The sequence below is a fragment of the Lipingzhangella rawalii genome, from assembly GCF_031628175.1.
GTDB classification, from domain to species: Bacteria; Actinomycetota; Actinomycetes; order Streptosporangiales; family Streptosporangiaceae; genus Lipingzhangella_A; species Lipingzhangella_A rawalii.
In genome coordinates, this window is record NZ_JAVLVT010000009.1 from 40,759 (window position 1) to 60,182 (window position 19,424).

Annotated in this window: 18 protein-coding genes; 9 read left to right on the plus strand and 9 right to left on the minus strand. The window is 67.7% G+C overall.

Features of this window, described 5'->3' with window-relative positions:
- Nucleotides 1–214: 214 nt before the first annotated feature.
- Entirely contained in the window at nt 215–706 is a 492-nt protein-coding gene (locus tag RIF23_RS16865; protein ID WP_407659493.1) for an ATP-binding protein, read from the plus strand.
- A 30-nt stretch (nt 707–736) separates the two neighbouring features.
- Here the strand turns inward: RIF23_RS16865 and RIF23_RS16870 are convergent, their stop codons facing one another.
- The 3 genes from RIF23_RS16870 to cmtR form a co-directional block, all read right to left on the minus strand.
- Nucleotides 737–898 carry a hypothetical protein gene (locus tag RIF23_RS16870; RefSeq protein WP_310913532.1) on the minus strand — a complete coding sequence of 54 codons (162 nt, stop codon included), beginning with the start codon at nt 896–898 and terminating at the stop codon, nt 737–739.
- Between the two features lie 52 nt (nt 899–950).
- Nucleotides 951–4,124 (minus strand): efflux RND transporter permease subunit, encoded by a 3,174-nt coding sequence (locus RIF23_RS16875; protein ID WP_310913533.1) that lies wholly within the window; start codon nt 4,122–4,124, stop codon nt 951–953.
- 145 nt (nt 4,125–4,269) lie between these two features.
- Nucleotides 4,270–4,647, minus strand: coding sequence for a Cd(II)/Pb(II)-sensing metalloregulatory transcriptional regulator CmtR (cmtR, locus tag RIF23_RS16880; RefSeq protein WP_407659494.1), 378 nt, complete (start codon nt 4,645–4,647; stop codon nt 4,270–4,272).
- A gap of 133 nt (nt 4,648–4,780) precedes the next feature.
- On the opposite strand from cmtR, the gene RIF23_RS16885 reads away from it, so the two are divergent.
- The 5 genes from RIF23_RS16885 (at nt 4,781) to RIF23_RS16905 (ending at nt 9,675) form a co-directional block, all read left to right on the plus strand.
- A complete protein-coding gene (locus RIF23_RS16885; protein WP_310913535.1) occupies nt 4,781–5,692 on the plus strand; it encodes a cation diffusion facilitator family transporter in 912 nt (303 codons plus the stop codon).
- 278 nt (nt 5,693–5,970) lie between these two features.
- Nucleotides 5,971–7,347 (plus strand): TrkH family potassium uptake protein, encoded by a 1,377-nt coding sequence (locus RIF23_RS16890; protein WP_310913536.1) that lies wholly within the window; start codon nt 5,971–5,973, stop codon nt 7,345–7,347.
- A gap of 46 nt (nt 7,348–7,393) precedes the next feature.
- On the plus strand, nt 7,394–8,062 hold the full coding sequence (locus RIF23_RS16895; RefSeq protein ID WP_310913537.1) for a potassium channel family protein: 669 nt from the start codon (nt 7,394–7,396) through the stop codon (nt 8,060–8,062).
- 56 nt (nt 8,063–8,118) lie between these two features.
- Nucleotides 8,119–9,087, plus strand: a complete 969-nt coding sequence (locus RIF23_RS16900) for a metal ABC transporter substrate-binding protein (protein ID WP_310913538.1) — start codon at nt 8,119–8,121, stop codon at nt 9,085–9,087.
- Nucleotides 9,088–9,444: 357 nt separating this feature from the next.
- Nucleotides 9,445–9,675, plus strand: coding sequence for a DUF397 domain-containing protein (locus RIF23_RS16905; protein WP_310913539.1), 231 nt, complete (start codon nt 9,445–9,447; stop codon nt 9,673–9,675).
- Between the two features lie 284 nt (nt 9,676–9,959).
- Here RIF23_RS16905 and RIF23_RS16910 read toward each other — a convergent pair whose 3' ends face one another.
- On the minus strand, nt 9,960–10,820 hold the full coding sequence (locus RIF23_RS16910; protein WP_310913642.1) for a helix-turn-helix domain-containing protein: 861 nt from the start codon (nt 10,818–10,820) through the stop codon (nt 9,960–9,962).
- 191 nt (nt 10,821–11,011) lie between these two features.
- Entirely contained in the window at nt 11,012–11,404 is a 393-nt protein-coding gene (locus RIF23_RS16915; protein WP_310913540.1) for an ATP-binding protein, read from the minus strand.
- 367 nt (nt 11,405–11,771) lie between these two features.
- Between RIF23_RS16915 and fabG the strand changes: the two genes are divergently transcribed.
- The gene (gene fabG, locus RIF23_RS16920; RefSeq protein ID WP_310913541.1) at nt 11,772–12,524 is read left to right on the plus strand and encodes a 3-oxoacyl-ACP reductase FabG; all 753 of its coding nucleotides are present in this window, start codon (nt 11,772–11,774) and stop codon (nt 12,522–12,524) included.
- Nucleotides 12,525–13,474: 950 nt separating this feature from the next.
- Here fabG and RIF23_RS16925 read toward each other — a convergent pair.
- From RIF23_RS16925 to RIF23_RS16940, 4 genes are all read right to left on the minus strand, one after another.
- Nucleotides 13,475–14,125, minus strand: a complete 651-nt coding sequence (locus RIF23_RS16925) for an energy-coupling factor transporter transmembrane component T family protein (RefSeq protein ID WP_310913542.1) — start codon at nt 14,123–14,125, stop codon at nt 13,475–13,477.
- On the minus strand, nt 14,119–14,796 hold the full coding sequence (locus RIF23_RS16930; protein WP_310913543.1) for an energy-coupling factor ABC transporter ATP-binding protein: 678 nt from the start codon (nt 14,794–14,796) through the stop codon (nt 14,119–14,121). The genes RIF23_RS16925 and RIF23_RS16930 overlap by 7 nt, the downstream gene beginning before the upstream one ends.
- The gene (locus RIF23_RS16935; protein ID WP_310913544.1) at nt 14,793–15,428 is read right to left on the minus strand and encodes a biotin transporter BioY; all 636 of its coding nucleotides are present in this window, start codon (nt 15,426–15,428) and stop codon (nt 14,793–14,795) included. Before RIF23_RS16935 ends, RIF23_RS16930 begins: the two co-directional genes overlap by 4 nt.
- A 182-nt stretch (nt 15,429–15,610) precedes the next feature.
- Nucleotides 15,611–16,744 carry a lactonase family protein gene (locus RIF23_RS16940; RefSeq protein ID WP_310913545.1) on the minus strand — a complete coding sequence of 378 codons (1,134 nt, stop codon included), beginning with the start codon at nt 16,742–16,744 and terminating at the stop codon, nt 15,611–15,613.
- A gap of 148 nt (nt 16,745–16,892) precedes the next feature.
- Between RIF23_RS16940 and RIF23_RS16945 the strand changes: the two genes are divergently transcribed.
- Together RIF23_RS16945 and RIF23_RS16950 are read left to right on the plus strand one after the other, a co-directional pair.
- The gene (locus tag RIF23_RS16945) at nt 16,893–18,041 is read left to right on the plus strand and encodes an anhydro-N-acetylmuramic acid kinase (protein WP_310913546.1); all 1,149 of its coding nucleotides are present in this window, start codon (nt 16,893–16,895) and stop codon (nt 18,039–18,041) included.
- Between the two features lie 103 nt (nt 18,042–18,144).
- Complete coding sequence (locus RIF23_RS16950; RefSeq protein WP_310913547.1) at nt 18,145–19,422, plus strand: sugar ABC transporter substrate-binding protein; 1,278 nt, start codon at nt 18,145–18,147, stop codon at nt 19,420–19,422.
- Nucleotides 19,423–19,424: the final 2 nt, after the last annotated feature.

The window sequence follows — 19,424 nt, forward strand, 5'->3', positions numbered from 1 at the left end:
AACGGACACGAAGAAGCAGCTCGGGAACACGCAAGCAGGTTCAACGTCAAGTTGAGGGGTGGGTCACGACATACATCTCCCGGCCCGGGCCCAGATGAAGAGCACGTATCCTCAGCCAGGGAGTGACGGTTCCGACGGCCACGGACCGTCACCGCCCGTGCGCATCCCCGTCCCCCGAGCGTCAGTCGCAGCGCAGCACCCCAGGGGAGGGAAGTTGAGTACCACCGCTGCCGATTCAGGGCCCGCTCCGGAGCCGTCCGAGCCGCAGTCGTCGCAACCGGCCCAGCAGCCAGCTGTGCACCAGCGGCGATTTCCGGGGTTAGCGAGCCAGATCAAACACGCCCGCACCTTCGTCGCGCGGTGTGTCGGCGACATTCCGGAACTCACCACCGCGGTCCTGTTGACCAGCGAGGTGGCGACCAACGCCGTGACCCACACCAACTCGGGGCACAGTGGCGGCAAGTTCGAGGTCACGGTTCGGGTGGGGCGCCGCTGGCTCCGTGTCGAGGTACGCGACCTTGGCTCCGGGCAGACCCCACAGGCCATGCATCGCAAACCGCACGACGTCCACGAACACGGGCGAGGGCTCGACCTGGTTGCCGCCCTGGCCACCCGGTGGGAGGCCGAGCTTCGCGCGGACGGCCTCGGTCACATCGTGTGGTTCGAGCTCACCTGGGACGCCGACGCGACGGACGATGCCGCCTAACGGCGCACCCACCCCAGCCTGGACCCCGGTTCAGCTGTCCTCCTTCTCTTCCTCGGTGGGCAGACGGTAGCGCTCGTACAGCTCCCTGGCGTAGTCGATCGCCTCCTGGGAGGGCTCGTCCCCCAGTTCTTCGCGAACCAGGTCATCCAGGGCGATGTCTCCGTCACTGTCTGTTCGCTTCGTTGGTTCCATGCCGGCAGCTTGCCTTTCTACAGGCAGGTGTCACAAATCGACGTACCGCATGTCACCCTGCGTCATCGCCAGAGGTGGCAGCGGCCCGCCGCTGAGCCCGTCGGCGGGCGCGGCGCTCGGCCGAACGCTCCTTGCGACGCTCCAGCATCGTGTACAGCACCGGCACCAGCACCAGGGTCAGCACGGTGGAACTTACCAGGCCACCGATGGTCACAAGGGCCAACCCCTGCGAAATGAAGGCACCGCCGCCGGTAATACCGATCGCCATCGGGGTGAGCGCCCCGATCGTGGCGAGTGCCGTCATCAGGATGGGGCGCAGCCGGTGTCGGCCACCCTCGACCACGGCCTCTCCCAGTTCCATACCGGAGTCACGGTACTGGTTCACGAGGTCGATGAGCACGATCGCGTTGGTGACCACGATGCCGATCAGCATCAGCATGCCGACCAGGGAGGGCAGCCCCAGGGGGGTCCCGGTCAGCAGCAGCATGCCGATGGAGCCGGTGGCCGCGAACGGGATCGACACCAGCAGGATCAGTGGCTGGAGCAGGCTCTTGAACGTCGCCACCATGATCAGGTAGACGATCAGCACCGCAGCGAGCATCGCGAGCAGCAGTTGGGCGAAGGCTTCCTGCTGCTCTGCGCTGACGCCGCCGACCTCCACCGTCGCCTCATCCGGGATGTCCACATCGGCGAGGGCGGATTCGATATCGGCGGTAACGGCGCCGAGGTCGGCCGCGGTCAGTGTCGCGGCGACGGTCGCGACGCGCAGGCCCGAACTGCGGGTCAGTTCCGGCGGTTCGGCGGTCTGCACCACCTCGGCCACATCACCGACCTCCAGGATCTGGCCGCCGGGCGTGGTGAGCTCGACCTCCTCCAGCTCGGCAACGTCCTGGGGCTGGTCCTGGGCCCGCACGACAAGATCGCGCTGGCGCTCCTCGATGGACACGGTTCCCACGGACTGGCCCTGGAACGCTTCCCGCACCGCCATGCCGATCTCGGCTTCGGTGAGGCCCTCCTCCGCCGCGGCCTCGCGGTCGACCTCGACCCGCAGTTGAGGCCGTTCCGCGTCCAGGTCGGACTCGACATCCTCGAGGCCATCCACGTCCGCAACGGCGTCGCGCACCTCGGGGGTGGCCTCCTGGAGGGCCGCGAGTGTCTCGGCCCGCACCTCGACTTCCAGGTCCGAGCCCACCCCACTGGGGTCGGCCATGCCCAGCTCGGTGTCGGTGTCCACCCCGTCCAGGACATGCCGCAGCTTGTCCCGCAGCTCCGCCTGATCCTCGTCCGGGTCGGTGGTGATGGTGAACTGGGTGGTGGTCGGCCCGGCCCCGCCCATGGAGGCCTGAACCGGATCGCCGCCCAGCGACACCTGGTAGGACTCAACCCAGGAGAGCCCTTCCAGCTCCTCCTCGACGAGCTGTGCCTCGGCGTCGGCCTCGTCCAGGCTGGTGCCGTGTTCCAGCTCCTGCGTGACGTAGAGACTGTTGTCCCCTGTGTCGTCCAGGAAGCTGGTCTGGAGCAGGGGCACGAGGGAGATCGTGCCGAGGAAGATCGCGACCCCGCCGGCCAGGGTGGTCCACCGCCAACGCGTGGCCCACTGGATTACCGGGACGTAGGCACGCTGGAGCGGAGTGCGCCGTTCCCGCCGCAGCTCTTCGGCGCGGACGCGTTCGGCTTCCTCGGGGGCCACCGAGCGACGGGGCAGGAACCAGTACGCCAGCACCGGAACGATGGTGAGGGCCACCAGCAGGGATGCGGCCAGCGCGATACTGACGGTCACGGAGAAGGGGCGGAACAGCTCCCCAACCTCGCCACCGACGAACGCGACGGGCAGGAAGACCGCGATCGTGATCAGTGTGGAGGAGCTGACCGCGGTGGCCACCTCGCGGGCACCGTTGTAGACGGCGGTCATGCGTTCCTCGCCGTAGCCCAGGTGCCGCTTGATGTTCTCCAGGACCACGATCGAGTCGTCCACCACCCGCCCGACCGAGATCGTGATCGCCGCCAGGGTCAGCATGTTCAGGGTGTAGCCGAACACCTGGACCCCGAGCATCGCGACGAGGAGGGAGGCGGGAATCGACACCGCCGTGACCAGGGTGGACCGAATCGACAACAGGAAAGTCAGGATGACCAGCAGGGCGGCGGTAAGCCCGAGCGCGCCCTCCTGACCCATGGCTTCGATGGAGTCGTCGATAAACGGGGCCTGGTCGAAAACCACCGACACTTCGGCGTCCGAGCCCAGGGTTGGCTCGACCTCGGCGACGGTTTCATGGACCGCCTCGGAGATCGTGACCGTGTTGCCCTCCGGCGTCTTGGTGACCATGATGCCGAGGCTGGGCGAGCCGTCGGTGCGGGTGATGCTGGTCTGTTCGGCCAGTTCGCTGTCCACCTCGGCCAGCTCGGACACCTGTACCGGCTCGGGTGCGGCCGCGGGGCCCGGCTCCAGTGCCCCCGGCTCGGGCGCAGCCGCGGGCTGCTCCGCGCCCGGCTGGATCCACAGCTCGCCGACCTCATCGACCGACTCCAGCCGTTCCCCCGTCGTCACGGAGAGAGTCTCGCCGTCCTCGGTGATCTCACCCCCGGGGGTGATCACACCGCTACTCTCCAGGGCCTGGGTAAGTTCGGGAACGGACAGGTCATGCTCGGCCAGCTCGTCCGGGTCGGGGGTGACGACGACCGATCGTTCTCGCTCGCCCATCATCTGGACGCCGCGTACCCCGTCGATACTCTCCAGCTCGGGCACGAGCTGGTTCCGCAGTGGCTCGACGAGTTGCTGTTCCTCGCCATTGCCGGCACTGGCTGCGAGCATCACAACCGGAATGTCGTCCACCCCGAAGGACATGACGAAGGGATCCACGTCCTCGGGCAGCATCGGGCCGACCTGGTCCACGCCCAGTTGCACGGCGCGCACGACCTCGTCGGTACCGTCGCCGTGGTCGAACTCCGCCATCACCGTTGCCGTACCGGTGCTGGAGGTAGCGGTGTAGTCCGTGACGCCGGACACGCCCCGCACCGCCTCCTCCAGCGGCGCGGTCACCTCTTCCTCGACCACCTCGGGGGAGGCGCCGGGATGCTCGGCCGTGACGATCACCATCGGCACGTCGAGCGGCGGGAACAGTTCCCGGTCCGTCGTGGTGGTCGCAACACCACCGAACACCAACGCGGCCAGGGTGAGCAGCAGAATGAGTGCTCGGTTGCGCAGGGAGAGCTGTGCTAGGCGGGCCACGCGCCCTCCTCCCCACGCAGGCACGACGAACTCCGAGCGGAGCTGGGCATGACGCGTTTCCTCAGGGGTGATTGATGTTCTGGCGCGGGGGCGTCGGTGCCCACCGCGCATACTTCCGGGCACGCGTCACCCAGGATATGGGCATTCATCCCGGCTCATGGACCGTGGGGGCCGGCTGCCCCCGATTCGGATGTGTGGGGGTGGTCTCCTCCTGATGCTCGGTCGCCCCACCCCAGACCACGCCCAGCAGGTCGTCCAGCGCGTGCGCGAGCCGGGCATCCACGAGCGTGTAGCGGACCCTGCGCCCCTCGCTGGCGGTGGCTACCAGTCCGCACTCACGTAGACACGACAGGTGGTTGGACACGTTCTGCCGGGTAAGACCCAGCTGTTGAGCCAGATCCGCGGGGTGGGTGGGGCCGTCCACGAGGGCCAACAGGAGCCGGCACCGGGTTGGATCGGCCAGGGCTCGGCCGAGTCGGTGGATCGCATCCAGGCGCTGATCGGAAGTCAACATGACAATCATTTTACAGCGTTTGCTGTATAGACAGTGTGGGCTGTATAAACAGCAGTGACTGAACTGTTTCGGGGGTGTGCGCGGGACCGGACACCGCGCGCGGCTATCCCCACCCCAACCCAGCCATGATCGGGAGGCACCGGTGGGAAGCGGTCACGACCACGGCCATCGCACGGCGGCTCAGGCGCATCGCGGCCGGCTGGTCGCGGTGCTCGGCATGATGCTGTCCGTGGCGGTGGTCCAGGTGCTGGGCAGTGTGGCCTCCGGAAGCCTCGCGTTGCTCGCCGACGCGGGCCACACCCTCACCGACTCCTTCGGTATCGTGCTGGCGCTGTTCGCAGTATGGCTCGCGGGCCGCCCCGCCTCCATGAAACGCACCTTCGGCCTCCAACGGGCGGAAATTCTCGCCGCGGCGGCCAACGCCCTGGTCCTGTTCGGGCTGTGTGCCTTCGTCGCCTACGAGTCGGTGCAGCGACTGGCCAACCCCGAACCGGTCACCGGCCCGATCATGGCGGCGGCCGCCAGTGTGGGACTCGTGGCCAACATCGTCGGTCTCCTCCTCCTACGGCAGGGACAGAAGGAGAGCCTCAACGTACGTGGCGCCTACCTCGAGGTCCTCGGTGACATGCTCACCTCGATCGGGGTGATCGTGGCCGCCCTGGTGATCTGGACCACCGGCTGGGAGCGCGCCGACTCGGTGATCTCCCTGGCGATCGCGGCCTTCATCGTGCCGCGCGCCTGGAACCTGCTCAGCGAGGCGGTACACGTGCTGCTGGAGGCCACGCCCCGAAATGTGGACCTGGATGAGGTGCGGGATCACCTGCTGGCCCAGCCGGGAGTCCGCGACGTCCACGACCTGCACGCCTGGACCATCACCTCCGGTGTTCCGGTGATGTCGGCACACGTGGTCGTGGAGGAGGACCGTCTCGCCGACTGCGGCCGCATCCTGGACGACCTACGCAGCTGCCTCCAGGGACACTTCGACGTGGAGCACTCCACCCTCCAGGTGGAGCCGCCCAGCCACGCCGAGCACGAACGGGCCAACCACTACTAGGACCCCGGCGACTGCGCTGCCGGGCGCCGGTGGGGGTGGGGTTACGGCGCTTCTGACATCCGGGGGTGGACCCTCAGACCATGGGGGCCGGGAAAAGCCGATGAGGGGATCGACGAGATCGCGAACCAACCGGCAGCACGCCGAGACCCCAGATTGGACGTGCTCACGCGGCAGCGCTACCTTCGTACTCCGTGACCTCGTCCCGACCATGGCTATCCTGGGCCGGTTGGCGTGCCTGGCTGGTGTGGCCCAGCTGGCCGAGCCGGATCCTGCGCATCATGCACCGTGGCCGGCGATTCACCCCGCGCACTTCCCCCGACGTGCGACGGCGGCACTACACCCGTCCCGCTCAGGCCGTGGTCGGCAGCTTCGCCATCGTTATTCTTCTCGGTGCGGGGCTCCTCATGCTCCCGGTGGCCCAGGCTCCGGGAAGCTCGACCTCCTTCGTCGAAGCGCTGTTCACCGCGACGTCCGCGGTGTGCGTGGTGGGCCTGGTCGTAGTCGACACCGGAACGCACTGGTCCCTGACCGGCCAACTGATCATTCTCGGGCTGATCCAGGCCGGCGGGCTGGGCATCATGACCTTGGCCACCCTGCTCGGCATCGTGGTGATGCGCCGCTTCGGTATCCGGCTCCAGCTCAGTTTGCAGACCGAGACCCGCACCTTCCAGGTGGCCGACGTGAGCGGGATCGCACGCCGGATCCTGCTGATGAGTCTGACCATCGAGGCCGCGCTCGCCGCCGTCATGGTCACCCGACTGTGGACGCACTACGACGAGTCATTCTGGCGTGGCCTGTATATCGGCGTGTTCCACGCCATCTCCGCCTTCAACAACGCCGGCTTCTCCCTGTTCGCCGACAGTATGTCCCGCTACTCGGCGGACGGCTGGATGCTGCTGCCCGCCATGATCGGCGTCATCCTGGGCGGAATCGGCTTCCCGGTGATGCTGGAACTGTGGCGGCACGCCCGCTCTCCCAAACTGTGGAGCCTGCACACAAAGTTGACCGTGTACACCACCCTGGTGCTGCTGGTCGGCGGGATCACGGCCATCACAACCCTGGAGTGGAACAACCCCGACACTCTGGGGCCAATGGGCCTGGGTGAGAAACTCCTGGCCGGGTCCTTCCACGGAGTCATGCCCCGCAGTGGCGGACTCAATGCCATCGACACCGGCGCCATGACCGAAGCCTCCCTGTTCACCACGATCATGCTGATGTTCGTGGGTGGGGGCAGCGGCGGAACCGCCGGAGGGATCAAGGTCACCACATTCGCTGTGCTGTGGATCGTGCTCTGGTCGGAGATGCGGGGCCACCCCCACGTACACGCCTCGAATCGGCGCCTGTCCAGCGGAGTGATCCGGCAGTCGCTGAGCCTGACCTTCCTGTCCATGACCATGCTGGCGATGACCACGGTCGTACTGCTGGCACTCACCCCCTTCCCGATGGAACAGGTGCTGTTCGAGGCGACCTCGGCCGTTGGCGTGGTCGGGCTGTCTACCGGCATCACCGGGGACCTGCCTCCCTTCGCCCAGGGCTTCCTCGTCATGATCATGTTCGCCGGGCGTATCGGGCCGATCACCTTCGCCTCGGCGCTCGCCCTGCGCGAGCGCACACGCCGATACGACCTGCCCGAAGGCCGACCTATCATCGGCTGACCACCACCGACCGGGCGGAGACCACCCCACCATCCAGGAGGAAGAAATGGCGCGCCAGCGAAGCCACGACAAGCGGGTGCTCGTGATTGGTCTGGGACGCTTCGGGGGCTCACTCGCGACCGAGCTGGTCACCCACGGCTGGGACGTGCTCGGGATGGACTCCATGAGCCGCCGGGTGCAGGCGTTCAGCGAGATCCTCTCGCACACGGTCATCGCCGATTCCACCGACGACGAGGCACTCCGGCAGGTGGGCGCGCACGAGTTCACCCGTGCCGTGGTCGCGATCGGGTCCCACCTGGAGGAGAGCATCCTGACCACCTCACTCCTGGTGGATATGGGGGTACCGCACATCTGGGCGAAGGCGGTCAACCGCCGGCACGGCCGCATCCTCCAGCAGATCGGCGCACACCATGTGGTCCTGCCCGAGCACGACATGGGTGAGCGGGTGGCCCATCTGGTCTCCGGGCGGATGCTGGACTTCATCGAAATCGAGGAAGACTTCGCCCTCGGCAAGACGCGGGCTCCCCGCGAGATCATCGGCAAGGCGCTGGGCGAGTCGGGGATCCGAAACAACTACCGGATCACCGTCGTGTGCATCAAGCGCCACGGCGAGCAGTTCACCTACGCCACCGCCGAAACCGTGCCGCAGAAGGGGGACATCATCATGATCGCCGGCAAGACCAAGGACGTGGAGCACTTCGCGGAGCAAGACTGAGTCCTGCCCCATCGGAACAAATTGACAATCATTTTCACCCGGCAGATCATGGACCCATGCGATTCGGGGGACAGCGCCAGCCGGGAGTCACAGCCCGGCTCCTGACGAGTGGCCTACTGGTGGGTGCCGTTGCCGGATGCGGCAGCGACACCGACTCCGCGGACGTCACCGTGGTCACCAGCGTGTACCCCCTGGAGTGGCTGGCCGAGGAGATCGTGGCCAACACGGAGGCCGACATCTCGGTCACCAATCTCACCGAGCCCGGCCTCGACCCGCACGACCTGGAACTCAGCCCGCGTCAGGTTGGCCAGATCGGCGATGCCGACCTGGTCTTCTATATCGAGGGCATGCAGCCAGCCGTCGATGACGCCGTGGCACAGCAGACAGACGCCTCGGACGGCACCGGCAGTACCGCCCTGAATGTCGCCGACATTGTCGAACTGCGCACCGTGGACGTCGCCAACACCGGCGCGGAGGAGGGGGACGAGGACCCCCACATGTGGCTGGACCCCGAGCTGTTCGCGACGACCGCCGAGGCCTTCGCGGACCAGCTCGCAGCGACCGTCGATTCGGGGGCGCACCCCGACGCCGCCGATGACCTCACCGGAGCAGCCGAGGAAGTCTCCGCCGAGCTCGACGACATCGACGAGGAGTACCAACGCGGCCTCGCCGACTGCGAGCTGCGAACCTTCGTGGTCAGCCACGCGGCCTTCGGCTACCTCGCCGACCGCTACGACCTGGAACAGATCTCCATTTCCGGCATCGAGCCGGAGACCGAACCCTCCCCTGCGCGCATGCGGGAAGTCACCGACCTCGTGAACGACTCCGGGGTGTCTACCATCTTCACCGAGGTCCTGGTCAGCCCACAGGTCGCCGAGACGATCGCGGCCGAGACCGGCGTCTCCGTGGAGGTTCTGGACGCCTTGGAAGGGCTCGCCGAGGACTCGCCGGGAGACGACTACCCCAGCATCATGCGCGCGAACCTAGACGCCCTCACCGGCGCTCTCGACTGCTCGGGGAGCTGAGCACCCCCGCCGTCCCACTCGTCCCACACCGCCGACTCCCCCGAACCGGGGTGGCCAGGATAACCGAGGGTGACGAGGTGGCCGGATCCGGCGATCGGATCCCTCCTCACCTGCTACCCGCCCAATCTGTGCCGCCGCAGCCACGGACCACGCTTCGCAATTCCCTGCACGTGCGCTATCCTGTTCAAAGTACGATGCAAACGCACGTGCATTTGGATATGCAGTGAGATGTGTGTAGTTCACGAACCACGGCGAGGGCATGGCCCCGGCCCCCGGTCGCACGCCCCCACGTCCCGCGCGCCTGCACCACCGCACTGGCTTACACGACAACTCCGCTGAGTGAATGGAGTCTCTTCGATGGTCTACAACGGCATTGCGAGCACTGAGCTCTCCGGTGTCGCATGGCAGAAGAGCCGCCGCAGCAACTCCAGGGGCAACTGTGTAGAGCTGGCCAAGCTGGACGACGGTTCGGTGGCCATGCGCAATTCCCGGTTCCCGGACGGCCCTGCGCTCGTTTACACCGCAGCCGAGGTTGATGCCCTGATCCGTGGCGCCAAGGACGGCGACTTCGACAACATGCTGCAATAGGGCAGCCCACGATCCGGGGAGCTCCGCGTCATGTCGGGGGGTGGGGCTCCCCTACCACCAGCGGGGGCTCCTGCGCGCCGCCCCTCCTCCCAGCCCCGGCGCGCAGGAGCCCCGGCCCAGAGCCCGGCCACGCCGCGGTGGGCTCGGGACTCGGCGCGAACCGCTGGAGCCGCGAGACAGCATGAACTGCCTGAGCAGCATGGACAGCACCGACACCACAGAGCTGGGTGCCCACCGCTGGGGCTGCCGCGGCAGGAACGAGCGGTCGGGCCCGGACCGTGGGGTTACAGGTCCTTGATCATGGCCGTGAGCACGTCCGGCGTCTTGCTCGGAGTCTGACTCGCCACGCTGAGCCGCTCCATGACCATGGTGTAGATGTCAACGTCCTCGCGCTTGTCCTGGTACAGGGCACCGGTGAGCTGTTCGAGGTAGACGATGTCGGGCAGGTCGAACTCGGGGAAACGCAGGATCGTGAACGGCCCACCCTCCGCGGCGTGGGCGCCGACACGGAACGGCACGATCTGAATCGTGATGCTGGGATGGTCGGTGAGTTCCCGCAGGAAGTCCAGCTGATTGCGCATGATCTGTGCACTGCCCATGGGACGACGCAGTGCGGCCTCATCGATGATGGCCCAGAACCGCACTTCGGGGTTCTCGTAGATCCGACGCTGCCGGGTCATCCGTACGGTGACCCTGCTCTCCACCTCGTGCTCGTCGGCCTCGGGATCGCCGCTCCGGATGACGTGTCGGGCGTAGTCCTCCGTCTGCAACAGGCCGGGAACAAACTGCACCTCGTAGGTCCGGATCCGGGTGGCGGCCTCCTCCAGACCGACATAGGCGGGGAACCAGCTGGGCAGTGCCTCACTGTGCTGCTGCCACCAACCCGGCTTATTGGATTCCTCGACCAGATGTAGGAGCTGTTCGCGTTCCTCAGCGGCGGTCACTCCGTACAGCGTGAGCAGGTCCTCGACATCGCGCTTCTTGAAGCCGACCCGCCCCAGTTCCAGTCGACTGATCTTGGACTCCGAGCCACGGATCTTGTAGCCGGCGTCCTCACGACTGATCCCCTTGGCCTCGCGGAGCTTGCGAAGTTGGTGCCCAAGCAGGATCCGCCGGACGGTCGGACCGCTACCAGGCTGAGCCATGCTCACCGCTGCTCCCTCCCCAGCTCCCATGACGTGGAGCGGCAAGGATCCCCTCCCCTACAGGGGTACCCACTGTACCGGCATATGCGCCTCGATCTACGGCCCCAGAACGTGCACCTGTGGCTCCGTCGACAGGGTGTGACTCAGGACATCGACGGGTCCGGGACAGGTCAATCCTGGCAAAACTGAGCTCAGCTGAACAATGCCCATACGAACTTACCGCATGGGACGGATGGTACGGCGCCCCAGCGGTCACTGAAGCACGCCACCAGATGCAACCCTCGGCCGGACTCCGACATGAAGTCCGGTTCCCGCGCGGCGGGCAGGACGTCACTGGTGTCCCGTACGGCACATACGAACTGGCCATCCCGACTCAGGACACTCAGCTCGATGTCCTCTCTGCTGTCCTGGCTCCCCCCTGCGTGGCGCAGCGCATTGGTCACCAGTTCGGACACCACCAGCTCAACGTTACTGTGGATTCGAGTGAGATCCCATTCGCGCAGCACCGCGAGGGTCAGCTCCCGAGCGATCTTGACCGAGCGGAGGTCGGCCTCCAGATGCCAGCGCGCGCACGTGTGCCCCACTTGGGCCACCGAACTCCCCCAACTGATGGCAGCCGCTCGTAACGCGGGTATCCACCACGCTGGATTCGAGGTCGACGCGGGAGACGTCCAATCCACCCGACTGTCCCACTCCACCGAACTCCGGGTTGAATGTCCGTTCACCGCGATCCCCTTGCAGTCGCCTCGATCGCTCGTATCCACCAGACGCACGATCGACAGTATCTCCTGTGTCGCATGCAAATGCAAGAGCCTGATGCACGTGCATGCGCCTCATGCAGATGATTCTGTTCTTCCCCAACCACCTGCGTTCTACCCCTGACGCAAACTGCTTCGGGGTCCGTACTAAGATGCGCGGCACGCATCCGCGCCCAAGAGTGGAGGTTGAGCAATGTCGCAAACCAGCCGTGTCGCGATCGTGACCGGAGCAGCCCGCGGTATCGGCGCCGAGACCGCACGCCGACTCGCCGCCAACGGAAACGCGGTCGCAGCGGTCGACCGTGCCGACGCTACGGAGACCGCCGAGGCGATCACCGCCGCCGGGGGCTCGGCCCTGGCCCTCGAGTGCGACGTGTCCGACGAAGACCAGGTTCGCTCAACCGTACAGAAGATCACCGAACAGCTCGGTGCGCCCACCATCCTGGTCAACAACGCCGGGATTATCCGGGACAACCTGCTGTTCAAGATGACGGTGGACGACTGGGACGCGGTCATGAACGTGCACCTCCGGGGTGCCTTCCTGATGAGCCGCGAAACGCAGTCACACATGCGTGAGGCCGGCTGGGGACGCATCATCAACCTGTCCAGCACCTCCGCCCAGGGCAACCGCGGCCAGGCGAACTACTCCACCGCCAAGGCCGGACTCCAGGGACTCACCAAGACCCTGGCGATCGAACTGGGCAAGTACGGCATTACCGCCAACGCCGTGGCCCCGGGGACCACAGAGACCGACATGCTCAAGGCCACCGCCGAACGTATCGGCGTGGACTTCCAGGACTTCACCTCCGCCGCGGCTGGGCAGATCCCGGCCGGCCGCACCGGAAAGCCGGACGACATCGCCGCCACCATCGCCTTCCTCGCCGGGGAGGACGCCGGATTCGTCAACGGCCAGGTGATCTACGTGGCGGGTGGGCCGAAGGACTGACCCACACCCCGACCCGGCCCCGGCCCCCTGGAGCCACGACGAGCCCCGGAGGGCCGGGGCCGTGGGGAACCACGGCCCCGGTGACCGACCAGGCGCACACACGGTGCAATGGTGCAGCGGACCTGACCGAGACCCGTGACCCACCGCGACCGGTACCGCGAACATGGTGGCCGGTGGCGGAGAATGGTGGCGGTGGTTGGTTGTGGGCACGCGCCGTATCGGCCGCCGGCGGCGTCGCGCCCTGGGGGCGCTCCCCCGCACGACGGCCAGCGGGTATCTGGGGTGCGGGCGCTCGTTCCCCTCGCGGCGGAGCAAGCGCGCGGACAGCCCGCAAGACCATACCCAACCTGCCGGATAACGCGACATCGCTCCCCGGAGCCGGCAGAGTCCTCTGAGTCGACTCAGCCATGGCAAACCCGCGCGCGCACTCCGATCACCCCCACCCGGCTAGCCCCCGCACAGACGAACACGCCGCTCCCGCCACGGAGATCTGTCCCACGACCGCCGCCCCCACCCGCTGGCCGTCGTGCGACAACGGGCGCCCCGCGCCCGACACCCGCCGGCGGTCACCACGAACGGGGAGGCCCGACACGCACCCCGGCCCCCACCCGTGTTCGACATGGCGCGCGACAGGAACGCCACGGGGAAATGAACACCCACAGCGAGACCCCCGAGAAGCACCCACCCCCACCCCCGCTGGCCGTCGTGCGGGGGAGCGCCCCCAGGGCGCGACGCCGCCGGCGGCCGACACGGCGGGGGTAATCAACCAACCACCGCCACCACGCCCCGAGCCCGAGGCACCCCACCCCGAGTGACCCTCGCTCCCCGCACGGCAGATACCGGCCGCAGACAGCATCGCTCACCGGACGCGCACCAAATCAACGCCCCGGGGATCCGCGGAACGACCCCCGCCCGGGAACTCGAACCACCGGCAGGCCCGTCCCCACGAGCTAGTCCAAGCCGCGCGCGGCCAGGGCCTCACCAGTCGACTCCGCGGAACGGATCAGACGCACCAGCACCGGGACGACCATTCGATGGGGGCGGCCTCGTAGGCCGCGCGCGAGGTAGGCCTCGCGCGAGGTCCGCCACACGGTCGCGGCCAGCGGGATACTGCGGACCGTCAACGCCAGCACCAGTGCTACCCGCTCAGGACGCAGGCCGAGGTGGCGCAGCGGCCCCAGCAGCCACTCGAACAGGGCGAGCATCGCCGACACTCGGGTGGTGCAGGTCACCAGCCCGCCCAGCAGCACCATCGCCGTTAGCTGGGCGCAAACTCGTACCGCGCTGTGCACATCGGCGCTGAGGGTGTGAAAGATCCCGATCAGCACCAGGAATGGTGTTAGTGGCACCAGGACCGGTGCTATGTGTCGTGGTCCCACGCCCGCCACGAGGTACAGCGCCCCCGCAACGAGCACGGCGGTGAGGGCCGCCCACAGTTGCTGGCTGGCAACCACCCCGGTAACCACGATGATCAGGAGGGCGAGTTTGAGTCCGGCGGGGGCTCGATGCACGAGGGTCGCCCCAGGGACGTAGGTGCCGATCCCGGCCACCGGGGACACTCGGGGGAACATCCGCGACACGGCGGCCGCGCGCCTCACCATGGGGTCGCCATAAGCTCGCGGTAGTAGCTCGTGGCGGCCTCGGGTGCTCCGTCGAAAACGACGCGCCCCTCATCCATGACCAGAACCCGGTCGAAGTCCCGGAGGGTCTCCAGGTGGTGGGTCAACAGGATGACGCGCTGGTCGAGTTCGTCGAGAGTGCGGCGAAGCAGGGTGACATTGCGCAGATCCAGCAGGGTGGTGGGCTCGTCACAGACCAGGATGTCCGGCTCGGTGACCAGTACCGAGGCCAGCGCGAGCAGCTGCTTCTGACCACCGGACAGTAGGTGGGCCGGATGGTCGGCGTGGTCGCCGAGGCCGTACCGGTTGAGAACCTCCGTGACCCGCCGCTGGGCCGTGTCCGAGGTCCGATCCGGCAGCCCGGCAGCAACGTCCTCTGCCACCGTGGGCATGATGATCTGTGCGTCGGCGTCGGGAAAGACGAAGCCCACGCGCCGCCGCACTTCTCGGGGCTCGCGGACCGGGTCCAGCCCCGCAACCCGCACCTGTCCGGTGTCCGGTTGGACGAGCCCGTTGATCAGTCGGGCCAGGGTGGACTTCCCGGAGCCGTTGGCCCCGATCACGCCGATACGACGTTCGGTGAGCCGCAGCGACACCGACCGCAGCACAGCACGGTCGCCGTAGCTGTGGCTCACCTTGCGCAGCTCGATCACTGCCGGTTCACCTCCGGGACGGGGCGCCCGGCTGGCGGTACGGGATAGGCACGGTGCACGCCCGCTGCGATCGCGGCGGCGGCCACGGCCTTGGCGAGATCACCGGGGAGGAAGGCGCCCGCCGACACGACTGCGGACAGGAGGGCGTCCCCGGTCACGACTGCCATCCAGGGCACTCCGACGAGGTAGACCACGAGGATGCCACCGAGAAGGTTGGCCAGGATGCCCCAGGTCATTCGATACTTGACCATGCGGTCCACGATGAGCCCGATGACGAGCGCTCCGAGGACGAAGCCGTAGAGGTAGCCGGCCGTGACGCCGAGGAACGGTGCGAGTCCACCCCGGCCACCGGCCAGCAGGGGGAGCCCCGCCATGGCGAGAGCGAGGAAGACCAGCACCGCGAGGGTTCCTCGCTTGGCGCCCAACACACTGGGGGCGAGCATGACACCGAGCGTTTGCAGGGTGATGGGTACCGGGCCGACGGGGATCGCGAACGGCATGCTGAGCACCGCGATGATGGCTGCGAACACCGCGATCAAGGCGATGTCGCGGGCCGTGATTCCACGGTAGCGTTGGGCCGCTCCAGCGTTGGGTGGGCCGGAGGACGCGTCGGGGGACGAGGTCGAGGACATGCTGCCTTCCTGTACGTGACGGATCACAATGACTGGATACTCCCAGCAGGCCCCTTCGGGAGCCTTGTCCATTGTGTCCCGCAAGATTCCAGGTCAGCTGGGTTCTGCTCCACAAGGTCGGACGGCGAAGAATTGTGGAACTCCGCAGTGCACCCCGGCCTGTGCGGGGCCGGCGGGTGTCCTCATGGCAGCACCACGGCGGGGCTCGGCACATCCAGACGATGCCCGGTGTCGACGGGAATCCCAGTGTCCGGGTCCCGGCGTAGCACGGTGAGCTGGTCGCTGAACTGGTTCGCCACGACCAGGTACTGCCCGTGTGGCCCGACCAGGGCGAAATGCCGCGGCCAGGCGCCCCCTGTGGCCACGTCGGCGAGGTGTCGGGGGGTCGGGCCGTCCAGTGCGAAGGTGGACACACAGTCGGCCCCCCGGTTACTGACGTACAGGTGCCGCCCGCACGGGGATACGGCAACCTCGCCGGGATAGCTACGCGGCTGGTCGCCTCGTACGGCGGGCAGCGTGTCCTCGTGCACCACTCCGTGGAGGCTCGTTCGCGCCGGAGCGAGGATCCCGGCTTCGGCTCCCTCGGCGCGGGTGACCGTGGCCCCGACGTCCCGGTGGCGTGCGCTCCGCCAGCGCAGCACGTGTAGTTGCGCGTCCAGCTCGCCCACCACATACATGCGCCCGTCCCGTCCGGCGGCAAGGTGACGCGGCCCCGTTCCCGGCGGGAGGCGCACGGACCCCGTGTACTCCAGGGTGCGCAGCACCGGGTCGGGCACGTAGCAGCGCAGCTCGTCGGTACCGAGGTCGGTGACGAGCAGGTGGCGACCGTCTGGGGCGAGGCGGGCGCAGTGCGCGTGCGGGCCGTCCTGACGCTCGGGGTCCGGCCCCAAGCCGACGTGAGCCCCATGGTCCACCGGCGCGGCGGGGGGTGCTACGTCGTGGTGGGGAGTGAGGGGCACCACGGCAACGGTTCCATCCCCGTAGTGGGAGACCGCGAGTTCCCGCCCGCCGGGCAGCACGTGGATGTGGCACGGGGCCGCGCCTCCCGTGGCCACCCGCCCGAGCGGAGACAGCTCCGCGCTCGCTGTGATCGCGAAGGCCGCCACACCCCCGCGGGTGTGCTCGTTGACGGCGTACAGACGCGTTCGCGAGGGATGCACGGCGAGGAAGGAGGGGCCGCAGGTGGATGCGGCCACACCACCAGGGGTGAGCCGCCCGGAACTGTCGTCGAGCCACACCCGGTAGATGCCCTGTGCCGTCCCGGCGGGCTCCGAGTCCGGGGTGTAGCCCCCCACCCACACACATTGCTGCGCCACGATCCCTGCCCCACTTGTCCCGGTTGGGTGCCGGGACGTCCACACCTCTGCCGGGCGACACTCTAGTGTTCCCGGATGATCATCTGACCATGCGCGGGGCGGGTGTGGCGCGTGCCAGATCCGGATCCCGGAGTGACAAGGAGGCTGTATGCGCACGATCGGGCTGATGGCGGGCACCTCGCTGGACGGGGTGGACGCGGCTGTAGCCGATCTCGATGTCCGGGACGGTGCCCTGGTGCTGCGCCCGCTCGGTGGGCTGACACACCCCTACTCCCCCGAGCTGGGAACGGCTCTGCGGGCGGCGTTGCCGCCCGCGCTCGTCGATCTGGGGACAGTGTGTGAGCTGGACACCCGGATCGGGCAGGAATTCGCCGCCGCGGCCGTGACGGCGAATACCCGGATCGCGGACGGCAGGGCGACGCTGGTGTCCTCCCACGGGCAGACGGTCTTTCACTGGGTGCAGGACGGCGAGACTCGGGGGACGCTCCAGCTGGGCCAACCCGCCTGGATCGCCGAACGTACGGGGCTACCCGTCGTGGCGGACCTGCGTTCCCGGGACGTCGCTGCGAACGGTCAGGGTGCGCCCCTGGTGGGACTGGTGGATGCCATGCTGCTACGCGGGCTTCCCGGGCGGGTGGCGCTGGTCAATATTGGGGGAATCGCCAATGTCACCGTGCTGGACGGGAACGGAGACGCTGTCGCTTTCGATACGGGTCCGGGGAACGCACTGCTCGACGCCGCGGCACACCACTTCAGCTCCGGTGCTCTGGATCGGGATGAGAACGGAGTCTGGGCGCGGTCGGGGACGGTCCTACCTCAGTTGCTGGAGCGGCTGCTGGCCGAGCCGTACTACCGGCGTGCGGCACCAAAGACGACGGGCAAGGAGCTGTTCCACGGCGACTACCTGCGGCGAGCGCTGGCGGGGCAACGCCCCGAACCCGCCGATGTCCTGGCGACCCTGACCGAACTCACCGCACGCACGATCGCTGCGGCGCTGCGTCCGTACGGCGTGACCGAGCTTCGAGTGTCCGGTGGGGGAACGCATAACCGGAGCCTGATGGCGGCGCTGCGGACCCGAACCGGCCTCGAGGTCCGCGATACCGCGGAGCTGGGATTCGACCCGGATCTGAAGGAAGCCTACGCCTTCGCGGTGCTGGGTTTCCTCTCGGTGCAGGGCTGGGCGGCGACTGAGCCGAGCACCACGGGGGCGGTCGGCCCCCGGGTGCTGGGGGCGGTCACTCCGGGACACACCGGCACCCGGCCGCCACGGCAACTCCATATAGACCGGTATGTCTGAAAGTTATCTCCAATAGAACTCAATACTGCGAAGACTATTGACGACCACCCCGGTCCCTCCTATACGAATGAGCCATGGGAGCCCCCACACGAGGGAGAGCATCATGCGCCGATCACCCCGATCACTCACTGTCTCCGTCGCGGCGCTCACAGCCGCCGGCGCGCTGGTCCTGACCGCGTGCAACGGTGCGACCGACGACGCCGACGCACTCGACGTCTGGATCATGGAGGGCACCAACCCCGACGCCTCCGACTTTTTCGACGACGTCGCCGCGGACTTCGAGGAGCAGACCGGAGCCGAGGTCAACGTTGAATTCGTCCCCTGGGCCGATGCTCACGACCGGTTCGTCACCGGCATGGCCGGGGACGAGCTTCCGGACGTCGCCGAGGTTGGCACCACCTGGACCCCCGAATTCGCCGAAACCGGGGCGATGGCCGATCTGACCGACCGCATCGACGACCCGGACGACTATGTTCCGGAACTGATCGAGGCCGCCGAGGTCGAGGACGGGATCTACGGTGTGCCCTGGCACGCCGCGGTCCGCTCGATCATCTACCGCACGGATATCTTCGAGGACCTGGACCTGGACGAGCCCCAGGACTGGGACGAACTCCGCGCGGCCGCCATAGCCATCGACGAGTCCGAGGCCTGGGAGGAGACCGCCTTCCCCGTGCCCGGGCACGCCACACACAGCATCAGTGCCTTCATTTGGGGAGCCGGTGGTGACTTCGCCACCGAGAACCCCGACGGCAGCTGGGACATCCACATCGACAGTGCCGAGTCCCAGGAGGGGTTGCAGTACCTCGCCGACCTCGCCCTGGAGGACGACGTCTCCACCACCGGGGCCACCACCTGGATGGAAACCGACATCCTGGACAACTTCAACGACGAGAACGTCGCCATGACGGTGCAGGGTGGCTGGACCATCCCGGCGATTCTCGAGGACAATCCGGACCTGGAGGGCCGGATCGGCGCGTTCATGATTCCCGGCCCCGACGGTGAACCCAGCCCCTCCTTCGTCGGCGGCTCGCACCTGGGGGTGTTCGAGGGGGCGGACCAGGATCTGTCCTGGGAGTTCATCGAGCTCCTCACCGAGGAGGAGTACTCGGTGCGCTGGTCGGAGGAGTCCGGCTACTTTCCGCCCAACCGGGAACAGCTCACCCAGTTCGAGGAGTCCGACGACGACCTGGTGGCCCCGTTCGCCCAGCAGATGAGTCAGGCGGGCGCCGTCTACCCGGTAACTCCGGCCTGGGGTGATGTGGAAGGCGACGAGGTGTTCCCCCGGATGATGCAGGACATCCTCTCCGAGGACGCCACTGTCGCGGAGGCGACCTCGACCGCGGCCGAGGAACTTGACGAGTTCCTGAACCAGGACGACTAGGC